General features: G+C 68.8%; 17 protein-coding genes. 14 read left to right on the forward strand and 3 right to left on the reverse strand.

From position 1 onward, the window contains the following. Positions 1-38: 38 nt before the first annotated feature. From H343_RS0106630 to rplI, 3 genes are all read left to right on the forward strand, one after another. A complete protein-coding gene (locus tag H343_RS0106630) occupies positions 39-614 on the forward strand; it encodes a single-stranded DNA-binding protein (RefSeq protein ID WP_028430507.1) in 576 nt (191 codons plus the stop codon). A gap of 74 nt (positions 615-688) precedes the next feature. Then, positions 689-925, forward strand: coding sequence for a 30S ribosomal protein S18 (gene rpsR, locus H343_RS0106635; RefSeq protein ID WP_003978893.1), 237 nt, complete (start codon positions 689-691; stop codon positions 923-925). An 18-nt stretch (positions 926-943) separates the two neighbouring features. Beyond that, positions 944-1,390, forward strand: a complete 447-nt coding sequence (gene rplI, locus H343_RS0106640; RefSeq protein WP_028430508.1) for a 50S ribosomal protein L9 — start codon at positions 944-946, stop codon at positions 1,388-1,390. Between the two features lie 122 nt (positions 1,391-1,512). Here the strand turns inward: rplI and H343_RS0106645 are convergent, their stop codons facing one another. Then, positions 1,513-2,886: an MATE family efflux transporter gene (locus H343_RS0106645; protein WP_028430509.1), complete on the reverse strand. Its 1,374-nt coding sequence runs from the start codon at positions 2,884-2,886 to the stop codon at positions 1,513-1,515. A 397-nt stretch (positions 2,887-3,283) separates the two neighbouring features. Here H343_RS0106645 and dnaB point away from each other — a divergent pair, with 397 nt between their 5' ends. After that, the gene (gene dnaB, locus H343_RS33960; RefSeq protein WP_078505097.1) at positions 3,284-6,652 is read left to right on the forward strand and encodes a replicative DNA helicase; all 3,369 of its coding nucleotides are present in this window, start codon (positions 3,284-3,286) and stop codon (positions 6,650-6,652) included. A gap of 58 nt (positions 6,653-6,710) precedes the next feature. Here dnaB and H343_RS0106655 read toward each other — a convergent pair whose 3' ends face one another. Together H343_RS0106655 and H343_RS29210 are read right to left on the reverse strand one after the other, a co-directional pair. Next, positions 6,711-7,160, reverse strand: a complete 450-nt coding sequence (locus H343_RS0106655; protein WP_028430510.1) for a DUF1931 family protein — start codon at positions 7,158-7,160, stop codon at positions 6,711-6,713. 212 nt (positions 7,161-7,372) lie between these two features. After that, positions 7,373-9,079, reverse strand: a complete 1,707-nt coding sequence (locus H343_RS29210; RefSeq protein WP_051264650.1) for a helix-turn-helix domain-containing protein — start codon at positions 9,077-9,079, stop codon at positions 7,373-7,375. Between the two features lie 235 nt (positions 9,080-9,314). Between H343_RS29210 and dnaK the strand changes: the two genes are divergently transcribed. From dnaK to H343_RS0106710, 10 genes are all read left to right on the forward strand, one after another. Continuing rightward, on the forward strand, positions 9,315-11,216 hold the full coding sequence (dnaK, locus tag H343_RS0106665) for a molecular chaperone DnaK (RefSeq protein ID WP_028430511.1): 1,902 nt from the start codon (positions 9,315-9,317) through the stop codon (positions 11,214-11,216). A gap of 35 nt (positions 11,217-11,251) precedes the next feature. After that, a complete protein-coding gene (locus H343_RS0106670; RefSeq protein ID WP_486586827.1) occupies positions 11,252-11,788 on the forward strand; it encodes a nucleotide exchange factor GrpE in 537 nt (178 codons plus the stop codon). A gap of 6 nt (positions 11,789-11,794) precedes the next feature. Beyond that, on the forward strand, positions 11,795-12,745 hold the full coding sequence (locus H343_RS0106675; RefSeq protein WP_028430513.1) for a J domain-containing protein: 951 nt from the start codon (positions 11,795-11,797) through the stop codon (positions 12,743-12,745). Next, complete coding sequence (locus H343_RS33965) at positions 12,742-13,107, forward strand: chaperone modulator CbpM (protein ID WP_078505100.1); 366 nt, start codon at positions 12,742-12,744, stop codon at positions 13,105-13,107. The genes H343_RS0106675 and H343_RS33965 overlap by 4 nt, the downstream gene beginning before the upstream one ends. After that, positions 13,098-15,752 carry an ATP-dependent chaperone ClpB gene (gene clpB / locus H343_RS0106685; protein ID WP_028430515.1) on the forward strand — a complete coding sequence of 885 codons (2,655 nt, stop codon included), beginning with the start codon at positions 13,098-13,100 and terminating at the stop codon, positions 15,750-15,752. The genes H343_RS33965 and clpB overlap by 10 nt, the downstream gene beginning before the upstream one ends. Before the next feature lie 5 nt (positions 15,753-15,757). Next, complete coding sequence (trxA, locus tag H343_RS29215; protein ID WP_051264653.1) at positions 15,758-16,234, forward strand: thioredoxin; 477 nt, start codon at positions 15,758-15,760, stop codon at positions 16,232-16,234. Between the two features lie 95 nt (positions 16,235-16,329). Further along, positions 16,330-18,018, forward strand: coding sequence for a cyclic nucleotide-binding domain-containing thioredoxin-disulfide reductase (locus tag H343_RS29220; protein WP_051264655.1), 1,689 nt, complete (start codon positions 16,330-16,332; stop codon positions 18,016-18,018). Between the two features lie 12 nt (positions 18,019-18,030). Next, the gene (locus H343_RS0106700; protein ID WP_028430516.1) at positions 18,031-18,423 is read left to right on the forward strand and encodes a DUF2267 domain-containing protein; all 393 of its coding nucleotides are present in this window, start codon (positions 18,031-18,033) and stop codon (positions 18,421-18,423) included. 79 nt (positions 18,424-18,502) lie between these two features. After that, positions 18,503-19,654, forward strand: coding sequence for a hypothetical protein (locus tag H343_RS29225; protein ID WP_051264657.1), 1,152 nt, complete (start codon positions 18,503-18,505; stop codon positions 19,652-19,654). Between the two features lie 133 nt (positions 19,655-19,787). Continuing rightward, entirely contained in the window at positions 19,788-21,023 is a 1,236-nt protein-coding gene (locus H343_RS0106710) for an aromatic acid exporter family protein (protein WP_028430517.1), read from the forward strand. Positions 21,024-21,028: the final 5 nt, after the last annotated feature.

Below are 21,028 nucleotides of genomic sequence, written 5' to 3' on the forward strand. Positions count from 1 at the left end.
CCACAAGCAGCCAGCAGCACCCCGCCGAGAGGTTCCCCATGGCAGGCGAGACCGTCATCACGGTCGTCGGCAATCTGGTCGACGACCCCGAGCTGCGCTTCACCCCCTCCGGTGCGGCGGTCGCGAAGTTCCGTGTCGCGTCCACCCCCCGCACCTTCGACCGGCAGACCAACGAGTGGAAGGACGGCGAGAGCCTGTTCCTGACCTGCTCGGTCTGGCGGCAGGCGGCGGAGAACGTCGCCGAGTCCCTCACCAAGGGAACGCGTGTCGTCGTGCAGGGGCGCCTCAAGCAGCGCTCGTACGAGGACCGCGAGGGCATCAAGCGCACGGTCTACGAGCTGGACGTCGACGAGGTCGGCGCCAGCCTGCGCAACGCCACCGCCAAGATCACCAAGACGACCGGACGAGGCGCCCAGGGCGGCGGCTTCGGCGGTGGTCAGGGTGGCGGCGGCTGGGGTGGCGGCCAGGGCGGTCAGCAGGGCGGAGGCGCACCCGCGGGCGACCCGTGGGCCACCAGCGCTCCGGCCGGTGGCGGCCAGGGCGGTCAGGGCGGCTCCGGCGGAGGCTGGGGCGGCGGCTCCGGTGGCGGCTACTCGGACGAGCCCCCCTTCTGACCGGTACGCGCGTGCGTACCGGCCGGGGAAGGGCCCGACAGCTACACACTTCTTGATACTTAACGGAGAGAGACATGGCGAAGCCGCCTGCTCGCAAGCCGAAGAAGAAGGTTTGCGTGTTCTGCAAGGAGAAGATCTCCTACGTCGACTACAAGGACACGAACCTGCTGCGGAAGTTCATCTCCGACCGCGGCAAGATCCGTGCCCGCCGGGTCACCGGCAACTGCACCCAGCACCAGCGCGATGTCGCCACGGCTGTGAAGAACAGCCGTGAGATGGCGCTGCTCCCCTACACCTCGACCGCTCGATAAGGGAAGGGTGACCGACAGATGAAGATCATCCTGACCAACGAGGTCTCCGGTCTCGGTGCCGCGGGCGACGTCGTCGAGGTTCGTGACGGCTACGCCCGCAACTACCTGGTTCCGCGCGGTGTCGCCATCCGCTGGACCAAGGGCGGCGAGAAGGACGTCGAGCAGATCCGCCGCGCGCGCAAGATCCACGAGATCGCAACGATCGAGCAGGCCAACGAGGTCAAGACCCGGCTGGAGGGCGTCAAGGTGCGCCTGAAGGTCCGGGCCGGCCACCAGGGCCGCCTGTTCGGTTCCGTCACCCCGGCCGACATCGCCGGCGCCGTCAAGGAAGCGGGCGGACCGGAGATCGACAAGCGCCGCATCGAGGTGGGTTCGCCCATCAAGACCCTTGGCTCGCACCAGATCTCGGTGCGTCTGCACGCCGAGGTGCTCGCCAAGGTGGACGTCGAGGTCGCCGCCGCGTGACCGGAGCATGATCCGCCGGCCGGGCCCCTGTGCAGGGTCGGCCCGCGGCTGAACGGCATCATGGAGGGCCGCATCCCGGAGGACGGGGTGCGGCCCTCCATGCGTTCGGGGCGGTCACCGGGTCAGGCCCGTACCGCCCCCGTCACCACCCACCGGCCGGAGCGGGCCCGCAGCCACAGCGTCACCAGCCGGAGTCCCATCATCAGTCCCGCGACGGTCCACCACAGCTCGGTCAGGCCGCCCCCCAGCCGCGGTACCAGCAGCGCCGCCGGAGCGAACAGCGCGAGCGTCAGCAGCATCGCCCACGCGAGGTAGGGGCCGTCCCCCGCGCCCATCAGCACACCGTCCAGTACGAAGACGGCTCCCGCGACCGGCTGTGTCAGCGCCACCACCAGCAGCGCCCCCGCCAACCGGTCGATCACCGCGCCGTCGGATGTGAACAGCGGCATGAACACCGGCCGCGCCGCCACGACCAGCATCCCCAGCACCACTCCGGAGACGACGCCCCACTGCACCATCCGCCGGCACGCGGCCCGCGCACCCGCCTCGTCCCCCGCCCCCAGCAGGCGCCCGATGATCGCCTGACCCGCGATCGCGATGGCGTCCAGGGCGAACGCCAGCAACGACCAGAGCGTCAGCGCGATCTGGTGCGCCGCGATGTCGGCGTCACCGAGCCGGGCCGCGACCGCTGTCGCGATCATCAGCACCGCCCGCAGCGACAGCGTGCGGACCAGCAGCGGCGCGCCCGCCTGCGCGCACGCCCGCACACCGGCCAGGTCCGGGCGCAGCGAGGCGCCGTGCCGCCGCGCACCCCGCACCACGACGTACAGATAGACGGCGGCCATCGCGCACTGCGCGAGCACCGTGCCCCAGGCGGAACCCGCGACGCCCAGACCCACTCCGTGGACGAGCACCACGCTGAGGACGGCGTTCGCGGAGAAGCCGCCCACGGCCACGTACAGCGGGGTCCTGGTGTCCTGCAGCCCGCGCAGCACGCCGGTCGCGGCGAGCACGGCGAGCATCGCGGGGATGCCGAGCGCGCTGATGCGCAGATACGTCACGGCGTGCGGGGCCGCGGTGGGGGACGCCCCGAACAGCTCGACCAGTGCGGGAGCGCCGGGCAGCACCACCGCGATCACGGCGGCGCCCAGGATCAGCGCGAGCCAGATGCCGTCCATGCCCTGCCGGATGGCGGAGGGGAGATCGCCGGCGCCGACGCGGCGGGCGACGGCGGCGGTGGTGGCGTAGGCGAGGAAGACGAAGATGTTCACGCCGGTCTGCAGCAGGGCGGCGGCCACGCCGAGGCCGGCGAGCTGCGGTGTGCCCAGATGACCTATGACGGCGCTGTCGACCATGACGAAGAGGGGTTCGGCGACGAGCGCCCCGAAGGCGGGCAGTGCGAGGGCGACGATCTCGCGGTCGTGGCGCCGCGCGGTGGAGCGGGCGGCGGGAGGCGTCCCGGAGGGGGAGGAGGACGGGGCGGAGCGATCGGGCATGGGTTCGATCCAAGCATCCACAGGTAATGGCTGCAAGTGCTTAGTGTCTATTACTTGAGCGAGGGTGGGTGTAGGTGCGCGGCAGCCGTGCACACGTCCGCGTCACGATCTCGCATTGGTGCCGAAGTTTTTTCCCCGCACAGGCGGTGGACGTCATCACAACAGGTCAGGCCGGGTTGGGCGTTGGGAACCGAGACTTCTCCACAGGGCTGTCCCCCGACGCGTACACAGCTTTCGCGGTCTTCTCCACAGGAACTTGCGCGTCGTCCACATCACCCTGTGGATAACAGGATTGGCGGGTGTGGCCGCTCGCCATACCGTAGAGCGGCGCCTGCCCCTGCCCACCCCTCATCAACAACGGGGCACCGACGCGCCGATGGCCGGGACGGGCGGCCCAATGTCAGAGCCGTGCCGTAAGAAAGAGGGGCACTGCGGCGAGGTCCGGTCGCGTTCGACCACCGGACGGGAGGAGGTGTCCGGGGTGACCCAGCAACCCGAGCACGTCGAGGACGTCTGGGCCGCGGACGCCGACTCGCACAGCGGTCAACGGCCGGGCGCCGGCGACCGGTTCCCCGCTGCCCGCCGCCGTGGTGCGGGCCACGGCGAGGGCGGCCACACCGAGCGGCACGATCGCGGCACGGACGCCCCGCCCGGAGCCGTCCCCTCCTTCGAAAGGGTGCCGCCGCAGGATCTCGAAGCCGAACAGTCCGTCCTCGGCGGCATGTTGCTCTCCAAGGACGCCATCGCCGACGTCGTCGAAGTCCTCAAGGGCCACGACTTCTACCGCCCGGCGCACGAGACCGTGTATCAGGCGATCCTCGACCTCTACGCCAAGGGCGAGCCCGCCGACCCCATCACGGTCACCGCCGAACTCACCCGGCGCGGCGAGATCGGCCGCGTCGGCGGCCCCGGTTACGTCCACTCCCTCGTGCAGACGGTCCCCACCGCCGCCAACGCCGAGTACTACGCGGAGATCGTCCACGAACGCGCCGTGCTGCGCCGCCTCGTGGAGGCGGGCACCCGCATCACCCAGATGGGATACGCGGCCGACGGCGACGTCGACGACATCGTCAACTCCGCGCAGGCCGAGATCTACGCCGTGACCGAGCAGCGCACCTCGGAGGACTACCTCCCGCTCGGCGACATCATGGAAGGCGCCCTCGACGAGATCGAGGCGATCGGCTCGCGAAGCGGCCAGATGACGGGTGTGCCGACGGGATTCACCGATCTGGATTCGCTCACGAACGGTCTGCACCCGGGCCAGATGATCGTCATCGCCGCGAGACCGGCGATGGGCAAGTGCATCGCGGCGACGACCATGCTGGTCGAGGCGCGTACGGGCGAGCGCATGAGCGTGGAGGACTTCGTCCGGCGGGGTCGGGCGGGTGAGCCCGTGGAGGTCCACACCCTCACCGAGGACTGGAGGCTGCGCGGCGTCCGCCCGTCGGACTTCCTGCACAACGGGCGGCGTTCGGTCCTGCGGCTGACGACACGGCACGGCCGCACGGTCTCCGCGACGCCGCGGCATCCGTTCCGCACGCTGCGGGGCTGGGTGCCGCTCGAAGAACTGCGGGCGGGCGACAGCATCGCCGTGGCCGGGGTGTCCGGTGCGTCCGGCCCGGCGGCTGCGCCGGGAGGGCCGGAGCAGGACCTGATCCCCGGCGAGGTATGGGAGTTGGCCGAGAAGGAGAAAGGCGGCCTGAGTTGGGCGGAAGCCGGCGCCCGTGCCGGCCTGCCGGCCGGTCACGACTGGCACGTGGGGCGGCCGGTCAGCAGGCACCGGCTGCTGGAGCTGGGCAAGGCCCTGGACTCGCGGCGGCTCACCGACATCGCCGAGTCGGACGTGCGGTGGGACGGAGTCGATTCGGTCGTGCCGGACGGCGACACCGAGGTGTACGACCTGACGGTGGACGGGACGCACAACTTCGTCGCCGAGGACATCGTCGTCCACAACTCCACGCTCGCCCTGGACTTCGCGCGGGCGTGCTCCGTGCGGCACAACATGCCGAGCGTGATCTTCTCGCTGGAGATGGGACGCAACGAGATCGCGATGCGTCTGCTCTCGGCGGAGGCCCGCGTGGCGTTGCACCACATGCGTTCGGGTTCGATGACGGACGAGGACTGGACGCGGCTGGCGCGGCAGATGCCGGGAGTGACGGAGGCGCCGCTGTACATCGACGACTCGCCCAACCTGTCGATGATGGAGATCCGGGCCAAGTGCCGCCGCCTGAAACAGCGCAACGACCTCAAGCTCGTGGTGATCGACTATCTCCAGCTGATGCAGACGGGCAGTTCACGCCGTCCCGAGAGCCGCCAGCAGGAGGTCTCGGAGATGTCCCGCAATCTCAAGCTCCTCGCGAAGGAACTCGAGGTTCCGGTGATCGCGCTCTCCCAGCTCAACCGTGGTCCGGAGCAGCGTACGGACAAGAAACCGATGGTCTCCGACCTGCGCGAGAGTGGCTGCCTGACCGCAGACACCACCCTCCTCCGCGCGGACACCGGGGCACCCGTCACCTTCGCCGAACTGATGGAGGACGGGCACGAAGGCGTACTCGTGTGGTCCCTGGACGAACAGCGCCGCCTGGTCCCGGCCCCGGTCACGAACGTGTTCTCGTCCGGCACCAAGCCCGTCCACCGGCTCCGGCTCGCCTCGGGACGGGAAGTCAAAGCGACCGCCAACCACCCGTTCCTCACCCTCGACGGATGGACGGCGCTGGGTGACCTCGAGGCCGGCAGCCCGATCGCCGTACCTCGGCACACCCCCGAGGCCGTCACCTCAGGGCTCGACTGGCCGGAACAGCGCCTCGCCCTGCTCGCGCACCTCATCGCACGCGGCTGCGGCCCGGTAGGGCAGCCCGTCCACTACATCTCGGACGACGAGGAGCACCTCGCGTTCGTAGAAGCGGCGGCAGCCGCCGAGTTCGGCGCCGAACCACGACGCTTCGAACAAGGGCTGTCGTGGCACGGCCCTCTTCCGGGCCCTGACCGAGGCACTGACGGCCGCCACAACCCTCTGCACGTCTGGCTACGGGAGTTGGGCGTCGAGGACCTGCGTCCCCAGGAGAAGCACCTCCCGGAGGCCCTGTACTGCGCCACTGACGACGAGGCAGCCGTCTTCCTCCGGCACCTGTGGGCCGCCGGCGGTTCGGTCTCGTCTCCGGAACCGGGCGGCGGGAGCGCCCCGGGTGCCTCCTGCCCGGCATCCAGCCGCGCACTGGCCGACGGGGTGGCGGTCCTGCTCTCCAGGTTCGGAATCGTGGCGCGGATCGGGAAGGTGACCGAGCCGGGTCATCAGCCCGGTTACCGCGTCACCATCGGCGACGGAGCGGGGCTGCGTACGTTCTGCCGGAAGATCGGAGTTCACGGACGACGCGGAGAGGAGATCCCCCGGCTCCTCACCCGCCTCGACGGGCGGGCAGCACACACCGGCACCCTCAACGCGGAGACGGCGCGAGCCGTCGCCGAGGACGATGTCTTCTGGGACCGGGTGGTGGAGATCGAACCGCTCGGGGAGCAGCCGGTCTTCGACGCCACGGTCAAGGGCACCCACAACTTCGTCGCGGACGGCATCCTCGCGCACAACAGCATCGAGCAGGACGCCGACATGGTCGTGCTGCTGCACCGGGAGGACGCCTACGAGAAGGAGTCGCCGCGGGCGGGAGAGGCCGACCTGATCGTGGCCAAGCACCGCAACGGCCCCACGGCGACGATCACGGTCGCCTTCCAGGGGCACTACTCACGCTTCGTGGACATGGCCCAGACCTGACGGAGCGGCAGTAAGCTCTCCGGCCCCGTGTCACTTTCTCGCACTCGGAAGGACCGGGTCAGAGAAGCAGCGTGAAGATGCCGATCACGCCCTCCCAGTGCTTTGTCTGGGGGTTCTTGATCCCGGGATACATGATCTTGAAGGTTTCAGCCAGGGCCACGCTCAGTCCACCGGTGATCTCGGGATATCTCGCCTCGGTCTCCTCGGTGACGGCCCGATCAAGCGGCGGGTGTGTTGCCAACTGCTCAAGGATCGGCTTGAGTTCGATGCTCTCGTCCAGCTTCCGGAACCGGTGGATGCTCTCCTGCAGCCCCTTGGTGATCGGCAGATCCCAGGGTTCGACAGTGTCCCGGCCGTTCGCCCCGGCCGTAGCCTGGGCGACGATCAGCAGTTCGTAGAGCTTGTGGTCGACGAAGTCGCTGTAGCGCTTCAGGTCGTTCTTGTCCACGTCGAGATTCGCTGCGGCACGGAAGAATCTCTCGAACCTCGACACGCCCATGACGGCCATGCCGCACACCTCCTCGCCGAATGTGACCTCAGCCGCGCCCGCAGCAGTAATGCCTGGGCAGCTACATGCAGAGTCCCAGACGGTGGAGGAGAGAGGCTTGTGCACGCGGGGTCAAAAACCGGGAGTACGTTCCACCTGCCGGGTCGATCCGGGCGACGACGGCGACGGCCGGACCGCCCGGATGTCCGGTCCCTCCAGGGAGGCAGGGGCCGTCAGAGCGATCCGTCGAGGACCTGCCAGATCCTCGTCGCGATGTGCAGGTTGAGACGGGTGTCCGCCTCCGTCAGGTCGTGGCCGCCGACTTCTCGGATACGGCCGAGCCGGTAGCGAAGAGTGCTGCGGTGGATGGTGAGTGCGGCGGCGGCGTCGTCGTACCTGCCGCCGGAGTCGAAGTACAGGGCGAGCGTCCTCACGAGGTCGGTGTGGTGCGTCGCGTCGTAGTCCCGCAGCGCGCCGAGCCACTCCTGTACGAACGTCGCGGCCTTCCGCTGTGAGTCTCCGTCGGCGACGATGCGGTAGAAGCCCAGTTCGTCGTATGCGGTGACACCCGTGGGGGTGCGTGAATGACGCCGGAATTCCAGTGCGCGCGTTGCTTCCTGATACGAGCGGGGGAACGCCGCGGGTGCGTCGGCCTGTCCGCCGATCCCGATCGTGCCTGAGGTCGAGTCCAGTGCATCCGACACGGCCCGGTGCAGGGCGTGGGGAGGAGCATCACCACATACCGCGAGGATCGTGGCTCCCGAGCGGCGGCCCAGCAAGAACCTGAGGCCGAGGCCGGTGGCCGCGCGGCTGACAGTCTCGGCGACGGTCTCGGCAGGCTTGCCCTCCCACTGGACCGCCACGACGCGGTGGACTCCGTGCAGGTCGTGACCGACCGCCTCCGACCGGGCGTAGGCGCCTGCGTCGTCGGTTCCGGTGATGAGGTCGTCGAGGAGTTCGCGGCGTAGCCGTAGCTCGACTTCCGCCAGACGGCGCTGGTGAGACATCTCCAGGGCGAGTGCCACACAGGCGTGCCGGAGTACGAACGCCTCGTGCGTTCCTGCGGTTCTGCCGGGGTCGATCAGCGAGATGGTCCCGAACACCTTGCCGCGATGCTGAGCGATGCGGGTGAGGCGGTTGCCGGCACGCATCGCACCGGGGCGTCGCATGGTGCTCTGCAACTCCTGCTCTCGGCGCACCAGCCCGTAGCGCGGGTAGGGGTCGGGGCGGCCGGGACCCGCCCAGACCCGGAGGTTCCCGAACGGGTCCTCGATGGCGACCGGGAGACCAGTGAAGGCGCAGACCATGTCCGCGATGCCGTCCTCGCTCTCCGCCGAGGCCTGGCTGAGAGCTTCATGCACGGATCTCTGGAATTCGAGTTCGGCCACCGACTCCTTCAGCTCAGAGATCGCCTTGCCCCGCTCACTGTGGGCACGTCGCAGCGCCGAAGCGTGCTCCCGCTCCGCTCTCCGCCCCGCGGCGTTGCTCAACGCGGCCGAGGTCTGATGGGTGAGGGCGTTGAGCCGGAACTGCTCGTCGTCGGAGATGCACGCAGCGGCGCTGACCACCAGGTATCCGATGACGCCGCGCGGTGAGCGCAGGGCGATCGCCTGGCACCAGTGCCGTCCGTGGATCTTGACGGTTCCGTCCTTGGCGCCGAGCGATTCGATCTGATCGTCGAGATCCGGGCCGGGTGCCCCGTCCCGGTTGTCAGGCGCGCGCACCCATGCGTCGTCGGCCCGGAGGTAGCCGGCCTCCGTCGTGCACGGGCCGAGCGTGGGGACGGCTGCCATGGCCATGCGCAGCACGTCGTCCTCGTCGTGCCCGTCGAACATCTCGACTGACAGAAGGAACAGGTTCCGCAGACCGGTCGGGTCTTCCTGGTCCCATACGTCGAGGGCGGAGGGTCCCTGCTGCTGTGCTGTCGGCTTGACTCCCATGCGGTGATCCCGTGCTCGGTACGGCACTCCCCTCTCTCAGGCTAGTCACGGGCGGGGCCGCCCGCCTGTTCGCGCAGCGGCCCCGTCCTGTGTGCCCCGCCGGTACGAGAGCAGTGGGCTCTCTTGGACCTCTGGGGCGCATGAACCCCTCCTCCACGTCCAGGACCGTTGGAGACCGCGCGCGAGCACCGCGTGCTTCCGGTCGGGAAGGGACCGAGGGACGAGGAGGCATCTCATGGCCAGGGCAGTGGGCATAGACCTGGGGACGACGAATTCGGTGATCGCCTTCTGGGAAGGCGGGGAAGCGACGGTCGTCCCGAACGCCGAAGGGACCCGTACGACGCCGTCCGTCGTGGCCTACACCGATACCGGAGAGCGCCTGGTGGGCCAGTTGGCCCGGCGCCAGGCGATTCTCAACCCCAAGGGCACGATCTACTCCGCCAAGCGTTTCATCGGCCGCAACTACGACGAGATCTCGGACGAGGCCAAGGCGGTCGCCTTCGACGTGGTCGAGGGAGAAGGGGGCGTCGCACGCTTCGAGGTCCGGGGGAAGCAGTATGCGCCGGAGGAGATCAGCGCGCAGGTGCTGCGCAAGCTCGCGGAAGATGCGGGGAAGGCGTTCGGCGAGAAGGTGACCGAAGCTGTGATCACTGTTCCCGCGTACTTCAACGACTCGCAGCGCACCGCCACGAAGGACGCCGGACGCATCGCCGGGCTGGAAGTTCTGCGCATCATCAACGAACCGACCGCCGCGGCCCTCGCCTACGGCATGGACAAGAAGGAGCACGAGAGCGTGCTCGTCTTCGACCTCGGCGGCGGCACCTTCGACGTCAGCATCCTGGACGTTGGGGACGGCGTCGTGGAGGTGCGCTCGACAGCCGGTGACGGGCACCTCGGCGGCGACGACTTCGACCGCCGACTCGTCGACCACCTCGCGGACAGCTTCCAGCAGGAGAACGGCATCGACCTGCGCAACGACCCGCAGGCACTGCAGCGCCTCTTCGAATCGGCCGAGAAGGCCAAGACGGAGCTGAGTTCCGTCACCCAGACGCAGGTCAGCCTGCCCTTCATCACCGCGGACGCCAACGGTCCCAAACACCTGACGGAGACGGTGATGCGCTCAACGTTCGAGCAGATCACCTCCGACCTCGTGGAGCGCTGCCTGGAGCCCGTCAAGCAAGCCATGGCCGACGCGAAGATCACCGACAGCGACATCGACGAGGTCATCCTCGTCGGTGGCTCCACCCGGATGCCCGCGGTGCAGGCCCTGGTCCGCCGGCTCACAGGCGGCATGGACCCGAACATGAGTGTCAACCCCGACGAGGTCGTCGCGGTGGGCGCCGGCATCCAGGCGGGAGTGCTGAAGGGTGAGGTCAAGGACGTCCTGCTGCTCGACGTCACCCCGCTCTCGCTGGGCGTGGAGACCCGCGGCGGCGTCATGACGAAGATCATCGAACGGAACACCACCATTCCGGTCCGCCGCTCGGAGACCTTCTCGACGGCGGAGGACAACCAGCCGGCCGTGGACGTGGTGGTGCTCCAGGGCGAGCGGGAGAACGCGGCCGACAACCGGGTGCTCGGCAGGTTCCAGCTCACCGACATCCGGCCGGCGCCCCGCGGTGAACCGCAGATCGAGGTCACCTTCGACGTCGACGCCAACGGCATCCTCAACGTCACGGCCCGTGACAGGGACACCGGCGCGGAGCAGGGCATCACGATCAGTGAGAGCTCCAACCTCGACCGCGGCGAGGTCGACCAGATGGTGGCCGAGGCGGAGCGCAACCGCTCCGAGGACCAGGCGCTGCGCCAGGCAGTCGACGCCCGGAACGAGCTGGACAGCGTCGCCTATCAGGTCGAACGCCGTCTGTCAGAACTGGGCGAGGACGCCCCGCAGCACGAGAAGTCCCGCGCCGAGATGCTCGTCGCCGATGCCCGGAAGGCCGTGCAGGAACAGGAGAGCGTGGAGCGGGTCCGCTCGCTCACCTCGGAGCTGCAGCAGCTGTTCCACTCCTTGGGAGCCCGGGGAGCAGAGCCGGGGCAGGGTGCCTCGGCCGACGGGACTTCTGCGAGCGGGACCTCCGGAGAAGGCGGTCCGGGTGACGACGATGTCGTCGACGCCGAGTTCGACAAGGGCTGAGGTGCGGCATGTCGAGCGGACACGAGCCCACGGAGATGGAGTTTCCGTTGAACGAGGGGGACGCGGCTCACGAGCCCGACGTCCCCACGGAGGGCGACGGTGGCCCGCAGCAGGCCGCCGTGGCCGAGTCCGAGGAGCAGTCGCAGGCCGTGGAGGAGCTGCGGGAGCGCTGGCAGCGCGCACTGGCCGACCTGGACAACCTGCGCAAGCGTCATGCCCGCGAACTCGAACGGGAGCGTTCCCTGGAGCGTGCCCGTACGGCGGCTGCCCTGCTGCCTCTCATAGACCACCTGGAGATGGCTCTGGAACATGCGGAGGCCGGTGAGTCCTCCGTCATCGAAGGCGTCAGGGCGGTGCGGGACGAGGCGGTGAGCACCTTCGAGAAGCTCGGCTTCCCCCGGCACGAGGAGACCGGGGTGCCTTTCGACCCCACTCGTCACGAGGCGGTGGGCACGGTGGAGGACGAGGGAGCCGGGCCCGGCATGGTCCACGAGGTTCTGCGCCCGGGCTATGGCGACGGCGTAAATCAGCTGCGTCCTGCGGCGGTCACCGTCACAGCTCAGCGGGAGTGACCTGTCATGGCACAGGACTACTACGAGGTCCTCGGAGTGCACCGGGGTGCGAGTGCCGACGAGATCCAGCAGGCCTACCGCACGCTGGCCCGGAAGTATCACCCCGATGTGAACACGGAACCCGCGGCGGAGGAGCGGTTCAAGGAACTCAACGAGGCCTACAGCGTCCTGTCCGACCCCAAGACCCGTGCGCGCTACGACCGTTACGGTCCCGCCTTCCGGCAGATCCCGGAGGACTACGACGAACGTGTGGCAGCCGGCGTCGGCGCCGGGCGAGCCGGGGCATGGCAGGGCGGCGGCCCGCGTGTGCGCGTCTCGCAGGACGTCGGAGGGGGCTACGGAGACTTCCAGGACGCCGGGATCAACTTCGAGGACCTCTTCGGTTCAATGTTCGGGGCCGGAGGCCCCGGCGGACCGGTCCGTGGCGCGGACCAGGAGGCGGAGATCCCGCTCAGCGTCGAGGAGGCATACCGCGGCGGTCGGCGCAGCGTCACTCTCGGCGGTGCGGAGGGAGCCCGCACCTATCAGGTCGACATCCCCCGCGGTGTCGTCGAAGGACAGCGCATCCGGCTGGCGGGTGAGGGCGGCAGGGGCAGCCAGGACGCCCCTGCCGGTGACTTGTTCCTGCGGGTGCGGATCACACCCCATCCGCAGTTCCGGCTCGACGGCCGCGACATCCACGTCGAACTGCCGGTCACCCCCTGGGAGGCGGCTCTCGGGGCGACTGTTCCGGTGCCGACTCCCGATGGGCAGGCGAAGGTGACCGTGCCCGCCGGTTCATCCAGCGGCAGGCGGCTGAGGCTGCGCGGGCAAGGCATGCCCAACCCCAGCGGTGCCCCGGGAGACCTCTACGCCAGGCTGCGCATCGAGGTGCCGCCCGAGCCCACGCGCCGTGAACGCGAACTGTTCGAAGAGCTCGCGGCCAGCTCCGACTTCGACCCGAGGAGGCCACGATGATCCCGCGATCGAAGCCCGCCTCCCACATCGCAGACAGGGGTGCGGTGCGCCCGTCCTACGTGCTGGCACCGGTACACCGGCTCAGCCTGGAGGCTGTCGCGGACCGTTCGGGGCTTCATCCGGACATGGTGCGGCGGTTGGTGACACTCGGCCTGCTCGACGTGCATCGCGATGCCGAGGGAAGGCTGTGGTTCCCCTCCTCCGCGCCCCTGACCCTTGCCCGCATCCAGCGCCTGCGAGCCGGGTTCTGCCTCAACTACGCGTCGCTGGGACTCGTTATGGACCTGCTCGACCGCATCGCCGTGCTCGAAGCCGCGCTGCGCCGCAGCGGCGTGAGGAGTGATGATTCGTCATGGACATGAACCGTCTGACCCAGAAGTCGCAGGAAGCGCTCCAGGAAGCCCAGTCCACTGCAACGCGGCTGGGGCACACCGAAGTGGACGGCGAACACCTGCTGTCCGCACTCCTCGGCCAGAGCGAGGGCCTGATCCCGCGCCTTGTCGAACAGGCCGGAGCCGACCCCTCGGCGCTGCGCGAGGCGGTGGAGGGTGAGTTGGGACGCAAGCCCAAGCAGACCGGCGCCGGGGCACCTTCGGGCGAGGTCCGGGTGACGCAGCGTCTGGCGAAGCTGCTCGAGTCCGCGGATCAGGAGGCCCGCAGGCTCAAGGACGAGTACGTCTCCGTGGAGCATCTGCTCCTCGCGATGACGGAGGAAGGCTCCGCGACCGGAGCGGGCCGCCTCCTGAAGGAGCACGGCGTCACCCGTGACGCCTTCCTGAAGAGCCTCACCCGCGTCCGCGGCAACCAGCGCGTCACCTCCGCCACACCGGAGGGTGCCTACGAGGCGCTGGAGAAGTACGGCCGTGACCTGGTCGCCGAGGCACGCAGCGGGATGCTCGACCCGGTCATCGGCCGGGACGCCGAGATACGCCGGGTGATCCAGATCCTCAGCCGCAAGACGAAGAACAACCCCGTGCTGATCGGCGACCCCGGCGTCGGTAAGACCGCCATCGTCGAGGGTCTGGCGCAGCGCATCGTCAGCGGGGACGTCCCCGAAGGGCTGAGGGAGAAGACCGTCTTCTCACTCGACATCAGCTCGCTCGTCGCCGGAGCCAAGTACCGCGGCGAGTTCGAGGAACGCCTCCAAGCCGTACTCAGCGAGGTCAAGGCCGCCGAGGGCAGCATCCTTCTCTTCGTCGACGAACTGCACAACGTCGTCGGGGCAGGCGGCGGTGCCGAGGGCGCCATGGACGCGGGAAACATGCTCAAACCGATGCTCGCCCGCGGTGAACTGCACATGATCGGTGCCACGACGCTGACGGAGTACCGCAAGCACGTCGAGTCGGACGCCGCACTGGAACGCAGGTTCCAGCAGGTGATGGTGGACGAGCCCTCGGTTGAGGACGCCGTGTCGATCCTGCGCGGTCTGCGGGAGCGGCTGGAGATCTTCCACGGCGTCAGCATCCAGGACACCGCGCTCGTCGCCGCTGCCACACTCAGCCACCGCTACATCTCCGACCGGTTCCTCCCCGACAAGGCCATCGACCTCGTCGACGAGGCGTGCGCCCGTATGCGCACCGAGATGGACTCGATGCCTGCGGAGCTGGACGAGTTGACGCGTCGCGTCACGCGGCTGGAGATCGAGGAGGCGGCCCTCTCGAAGGAGACGGACGCGGCGAGCGCCGCGCGCCTGGAGGAGCTTCGCCGGGAACTGGCCGACCTGCGGGCCGAGGCGGACGCCAAACAGGCCCAGTGGGAGGCCGAGCGTCAGGCGATCCGACGGGTGCAGCAGATACGCCAGGAGCTGGAGCAGGCGCGCCAGGAGGCCGAGGAGGCCGAGCGCTCCTACGACCTGAACCGGGCGGCGGAACTGCGTTACGGAAAGATCACCGAACTCGAACGCAAGCTCGCCGCGGACGAGGATCAGCTGACCGACAAGCAGGGCGAGTCGCGGCTGCTCCGCGAGGTGGTCACCGAGGACGAGGTCGCCGAGATCGTCGCCGCGTGGACCGGGATTCCCGTGACACGGCTCCAGGAGGGCGAGCGGGAGAAGCTGCTGCGGCTCGACGACATCCTGCGTGAGCGGGTCGTCGGACAGGACGAGGCCGTGAGCCTGGTCGCCGACGCGGTCATCCGGTCCCGGTCGGGCATCCGCGATCCGCGGCGGCCCATCGGGTCGTTCGTCTTCCTCGGGCCGACAGGCGTCGGAAAGACGGAGCTGGCCAAGGCCCTCGCGGAGGCTCTGTTCGACTCCGAGGAGAGCATCGTGCGGCTGGACATGAGCGAGTACCAGGAGCGGCACACGGTCAGCCGTCTGGTCGGCGCACCGCCCGGATACATCGGCTACGAGGAAGGCGGGCAGCTGACGGAGGCGGTGCGCCGCAAGCCGTACTCGGTGGTGCTCTTCGACGAGATCGAGAAGGCACACGCCGACGTGTTCAACACTCTGCTTCAGGTGCTCGACGACGGAAGGATCACCGACGCCCAGGGACGTACTGTCAACTTCCGCAACACGGTCGTCATCCTGACGTCCAACATCGGTTCGGTGCACCTGCTCGACGGTGTGACAGCCGACGGGCAGATCAAGGCGGACGCCCGCAGCCGGGTCATGGACGAGCTGCGCGGCCACTTCCGGCCCGAATTCCTCAACCGCGTCGACGACATCGTCCTCTTCAGCCCGCTCGGCCAGGAACAGATCGAGCAGATCGTCGAGCTGCAGTTCAACGACCTGCGCTCGCGCCTTGCGGAACGCAGGATCACCGTCGAACTCACCGAGGAAGCCCGTCGACTGGTCGCCCGCCAAGGCTACGATCCGGTCTATGGCGCCCGCCCGCTGCGCCGCTACATCTCGCACGAGGTCGAGACGATCGTCGGACGCGCTCTCCTGCGAGGCGACGTCCCGGACGGAGCCGTGGTACGCGTCGACGTCCGGAACGGGGAACTGACCGTCGACTACGGGGCGGCCGAGGAGAAGGCCGCCGACGACCACCTCGCACCGGCAGCGTGAGAGCCATGGATGCACAGCGCGACGCCATGGTCTCCTGCCCTTCCTGTGGGAAGAGGAACCGGCTCCCGGCTTCCGCGTCCGGAGTTCCCCGGTGCGGCAACTGCCGCTCTCTCCTGCCCTGGATCGTCTCCACCACGGACGGCTCCTTCCCCGACACCGTGGAGCGCGCCGATCTGCCGGTGCTCGTCGACCTGTGGGCCCAGTGGTGCGGGCCCTGCCGCACGGTCAGTCCGGCGCTGGAACAGGTCGCAGCCGACCTTGCGGGCCGCATCAAACTGGTGAAGGCCGACGTGGATCAATGCCCCCAGCTGGCCCGGAGATTCGAGGTGCAGGCAGTTCCGACGCTGCTCATCCTCGACCGGGGCGAAGTGCTCGGACGCCGTGCCGGTGCCCTGCCCGCGGCGAGCCTGCGCTCCTGGGTGGAGGAGACGCTCGCCCGTCATGACCAGGCCGCCTCTGCATCCCACGGCCGGGAGGTGTGATCCGGTGACCGTCCGCATCGGCATCCAGTCCCACGTGCGCTGCTCGGAGCCGCGCACTCACAGGCTGCCCCCGGCAGGGGAGAGGAGCTGATCCGATGTCCACCGAGACCCCGGACATCCACGGTGCCTATCCGCGGCTGACGGACGAACAGATCGAGTTGCTTGCCGCCTGCGGTGATCGGCGCCCGACCGTGTCGAGCGAGGTGCTGTTCAGCGAGGGCGAGCCGAACCAGGAGTTCCTGGTGGTCCTCAGTGGTCTGGTCGACGTCGTGCACGACTTCGGCCTGCCGGAGGAAGGGCTTGTCGCCACCCACGGTCCGGGTCGCTTCCTGGGTGAAATCGGTCTGCTGGAGGGGCAGCGGGCCTTCTACACCGCCGTCGTCCGGGAGGCCGGCGAAGTGCTCGCCCTTCCCGTGGACCGACTCCGTGAGGTGGTCGCGAACGATGCCGTGCTGGGGGACCAGATACTCCGTGCCTACCTCGGACGCCGTGCCCGACTCATCGGTGCCGGCGCCGGCTTCCGGATCATCGGATCGTGCCGCTCGCCACAGACTCGCCGGCTGCGCGAGTTCGCCGCCCGCAACCGTCTGCCGCACCGCCTGGTCGACCTGGACAGTGACGACGAGGCCGAGGCACTTCTGCGCCGTTTCGCCATCACCCCTCAGGAGACACCGGTCGTCATCTGGAATGGCCGCCGGGTGCTGCGGAATCCCGACGCGGCCGACCTCGCGCGTCTGGTGGGCCTGCCGGCGCCGTCCGGAGACGGGCCCGTCCATGATCTGCTCGTTGTGGGTGCGGGTCCTGCCGGACTTGCCGCCGCGGTCTACGGGGCCTCCGACGGCTACTCGACGGCACTGCTCGACGCCGTCGCCGCTGGTGGCCAGGCTGCCAGAACGTCCCGCATCGAGAACTATCTCGGCTTCCCCTCCGGGATCTCCGGCGGCGAGCTGATCGAGCGTGCCGTACTCCAGACCCACAAGTTCGACGCCGACATCCAGGTGCCGGCCGAGGCCGAGGCCCTGAGACGCGACGGGGACCACTACACCGTGGCCCTCGCCGACGGAACTGACGCCGCCGGACGCACGGTCGTCCTGACCACGGGAGTGCAGTACAGGCGACTGGTCGTCCCTGGCAGCGAGCACTTCGAAGGCAGCAGCATCCACTACGCCGCAACAGCCCACGAGGCCCGCATGTGCGGCCAGAACCCCGTGGCTGTGGTGGGCGGCGGCAATTCGGCCGGACAAGCCGCCGTCTTCCTCGCGGACAACGGTTCCCCCGTCCACATTGTCGCGATCGACGACTCCCTGGAGCGGAACATGTCCCGCTACCTCATCGACCAGATCGAACAGCGCCCCGGCATCGAGGTGCATCTGGAACAGGAAGTGGTCGAAGTGACCGGCGAGGACACGATTCGCCAGGTCAGAGTCCGCGACCTGCGGAAGCGACACGGGAGTGCCCTGGAGGTCCGGGCCCTGTTCGTCTTCATCGGTGCCCGTCCCTGTACGGACTGGCTCGGGAAGACGCTGCTTCTCGACGACCGCGGATTCGTCGTCACCGGGAGCGTACCCGGCGCGACGCACGAGGGCCCGTGGCAGTCGCTGGAACGGCAGCCGTTGCCCCTCGAAACAAGCTGGCCGGGAGTGTTCGCAGCGGGAGACGTACGCAGCGGCTCGGTCAAACGCGTCGCTTCCGCCGTGGGCGAGGGCGCCATGTCCGTACGCCTCGCCCATGAGCACCTTGCTCGGATCCCTGCGGGAGTCATGTCCACCCTGCGATCGGAATGAGAGGGGCCCGTCATGAAGAGCGACCAGTTCCTCGCCCGCGTGCGGGAACGTGGCGAGTACCGGGACCAGGCGGAGGCGATGCAGACCACCGAAGCGGTGCTCGATGTCCTGAGTTCCCGTATCACGGGCGGTGAGGCGAAGGACCTGGCCTCTCAGCTGCCCGACCCGATCGACCGGATACTCCTGGAGGGGAACACGGAGGCGGCCGAGTCCTTCGGCGTCACCGAGTTCCTCCGCCGGGTCGCCGAACGGACCGGAGCCTCGCCCGGGACGGCAGAATGGGACGCTGGCGCCGTACTGTCCACGCTCGCCGAAGCGGTCTCGGGCGGTGAGTTCAACCAACTCATCACCCAGCTGCCGTCCAGCTACGCGCCGTTGTTCGGCGAACCCGAGCTGGCCGGCTGAGACCCGGCAAACCGACACATCCGACCATGGGCCGGAGCGTTCACTGGACTCGCCCCACAGGGGCTGGTCTGCTGGGCGGATGCACACCCCGGACAAGTCGGTCGAGGGCGACGTGGGCGACGAGGCAGTCGAAGTCGTCGTCGGCGTGGCGGCCTCACCGGGGATGGTCTCGGAGTTCGTCGGTGGGATGGAGGGGGCGCTCTCCGACCGGATGACCGCGCGAGTACCCGATGTGCGCTGGAGGTTTCAAGTCGTTTCCGACCGGCTCGCAGTACCCCCGACCGACGTCTCGGAGATCATCTCGGCGGGTCGGCAGCGGCTGCTCCGGGAGGGCTGGGATCTCGCGGTCGTAGTGACGGACCTGCCGATCGCGACTTCACGGCGCCCTGTGGTCGCGCACGCCAGCGCGAGTCACGGGGTTGCCGTGATTTCGATGCCGGCGCTCGGCGCGCTGGGCGTCAGACAGCGGCTCGCTGCGACCGTCACGCGTCTCGTGGCGGCCCTCATCGGGGACATCAGCGGCGCGGAGGTGGATCAACGCGGAGTTGTGCACCGCCCCGGTCCGCCTCCCGGGGTGATGCGCAGCGTGAGGGAGCTCGGCCACAAGATCGAAGCGGATGAGTCCGACGTACGCATGGTGGCGCGGGTCACCGCGGGCAACATGCGGCTCCTGGTGGGAATGCTGCGTGCCAATCGTCCGTGGCGGCTCAGCATGCACCTCACTCGTGCTTCCGTCACCGCCCTCGGGACGGCCGCACTGGCGTTGGTCACGAGCGACATCTGGCGGCTCGGAGACGACCTGGGCGCAGGGCGCCTCGGCCTGATCACCGTTGCGTCCGTTCTCACCACGATCTGTACGTTCATCATCGGAGCCCAGCTCTGGGAGCGCAGTCCCCGGCGTGAGGCACGCGAGCAGGTGATCCTCTTCAACATCGTGACATTGGCGACGGTCACGATCGGAGTTCTCTCCCTCTACGGCACTCTGCTGGTGCTGACATGGCTCGGGTCCTTGATTCTCGTGCCGGCGGGGCTGTTCTCCGAGACGCTCGGCCATCCTGTCCGGATCGGTGACACGTGGGAACTCGTATGGCTGACAAGCTCCCTGGCCACCATCGGTGAGGCCGTCGGGGCCGGCTGGGAGAGCAACGAATCGGTGCGGGAAGCCGCTTACACGTACCACGCGGACGATCAGGCTCTCCCCGACGAGACATTCACCAAGGCGAGTACCTGACCTCTCCCTTCCCTTGTCTTCCCTCCTCCGCCCCGATCGCTTCGTACATCACGAAGGTGCGCCGTGACGCCCAGACGGGTGGCAGCCCGCTCGAGCGGTGCTTTCCCGCGGCGTGACCGGGAAAGGCCACCGGGTGCCGGATGTCCGTGAAGCCACCGCCGGTGTCCTGCGCCGCCGCAACGACCCGTCAGTGGTCCAGACGATCCGCTCCACAGCGGCGGCCGTGCTCAGTTACCTGGCCGCCCTCTGGCTGAGCGGCGCCCAGGTCCCGCTCCTCGCCCCGCTGACCACCCTCCTGGTCGTACAGGTAACCGTCTACGCCACGCTGACGCGAGGCATGCGGCGGATCATGGCCGTGGTCGCGGGTGTGCTTCTCGCTGTCGGTTTCAGCTCCCTGGTGGGACTGAGCTGGTGGTCGCTGGGGGTGCTCATCCTCGCTGCCCTGACCCTCGGGCATCTGGTACGCGTCAACGAGTTCGTTCCCGAGGTCGCAATCAGCGCAATGCTGGTGCTCGGCGTGAGCGTGACCAGGGTGGCCGAGACCGCCCTGGACCGGGTGGTGGAAACTCTCATCGGCGCAGTCGTGGGCCTTCTGTTCAACCTCGTCTTCGTTCCCCCGATCTGGACACAATCCGCCGGTGAGTCCATCGAGGACCTTGCCGAACGGATGAGAGACCTTCTGTGGAGCCTGGGCGAAGAAGTCGGAGGGCCCACCCCGGTGGAAGAGGCCGCTGCACGACTGGAGGAGGCGCGCCGACTCGACCACGACATCGTGCGGGTCGATGCAGCTGTTGCGCAGGCCGAGGAGAGTTTGAAGCTCAACCCCCGAGTCAGGGAAGGCACACTCTCCCGGCTCGTTCTGAGGACAGGCCTGGACACCCTGGAGATCTGCGCGGTCGTGCTCAGAGTCATCGCCAGGACACTGACGGAGCTCACGGAGGAAGGTGCGCACGAGTCGCTCTTCCCTCCCGAGACAACCGCTGCACTTCAGGAGCTGTTCGCTCAGCTGGCCGCTGCCATCGATGCGTTCACTGTGCTCGTCACCAGCGACGTCGCCACGGACGCAGAGAACGCGGAGGCCGAGTTGTCGGACAAGCTGCGCGATGCTCACGATGCCCGCGACCGGATCGCCCAGCTGCTGCTCGCCGAACAGCGGCGCAATCCGGAACAGTGGCAGCTTCACGGCACACTCCTCACCCAGATCGACCGGCTGCTGGACGAACTCGCCCCGGAGAAGCGCTCCGCGCGCTTGAACGAAGAGCTGGACCTACAGATCCGCGAACCCTTCACCCGGCACCCCCAGCTCGCGGTGCTCACTCGCCTTCCACCGTTCCGCCGTCTTCTCCGCCGGCGTCGAAAGGAGACCTGAACGGG

It is taken from the genome of Streptomyces sp. TAA204 (genome assembly GCF_000424965.1).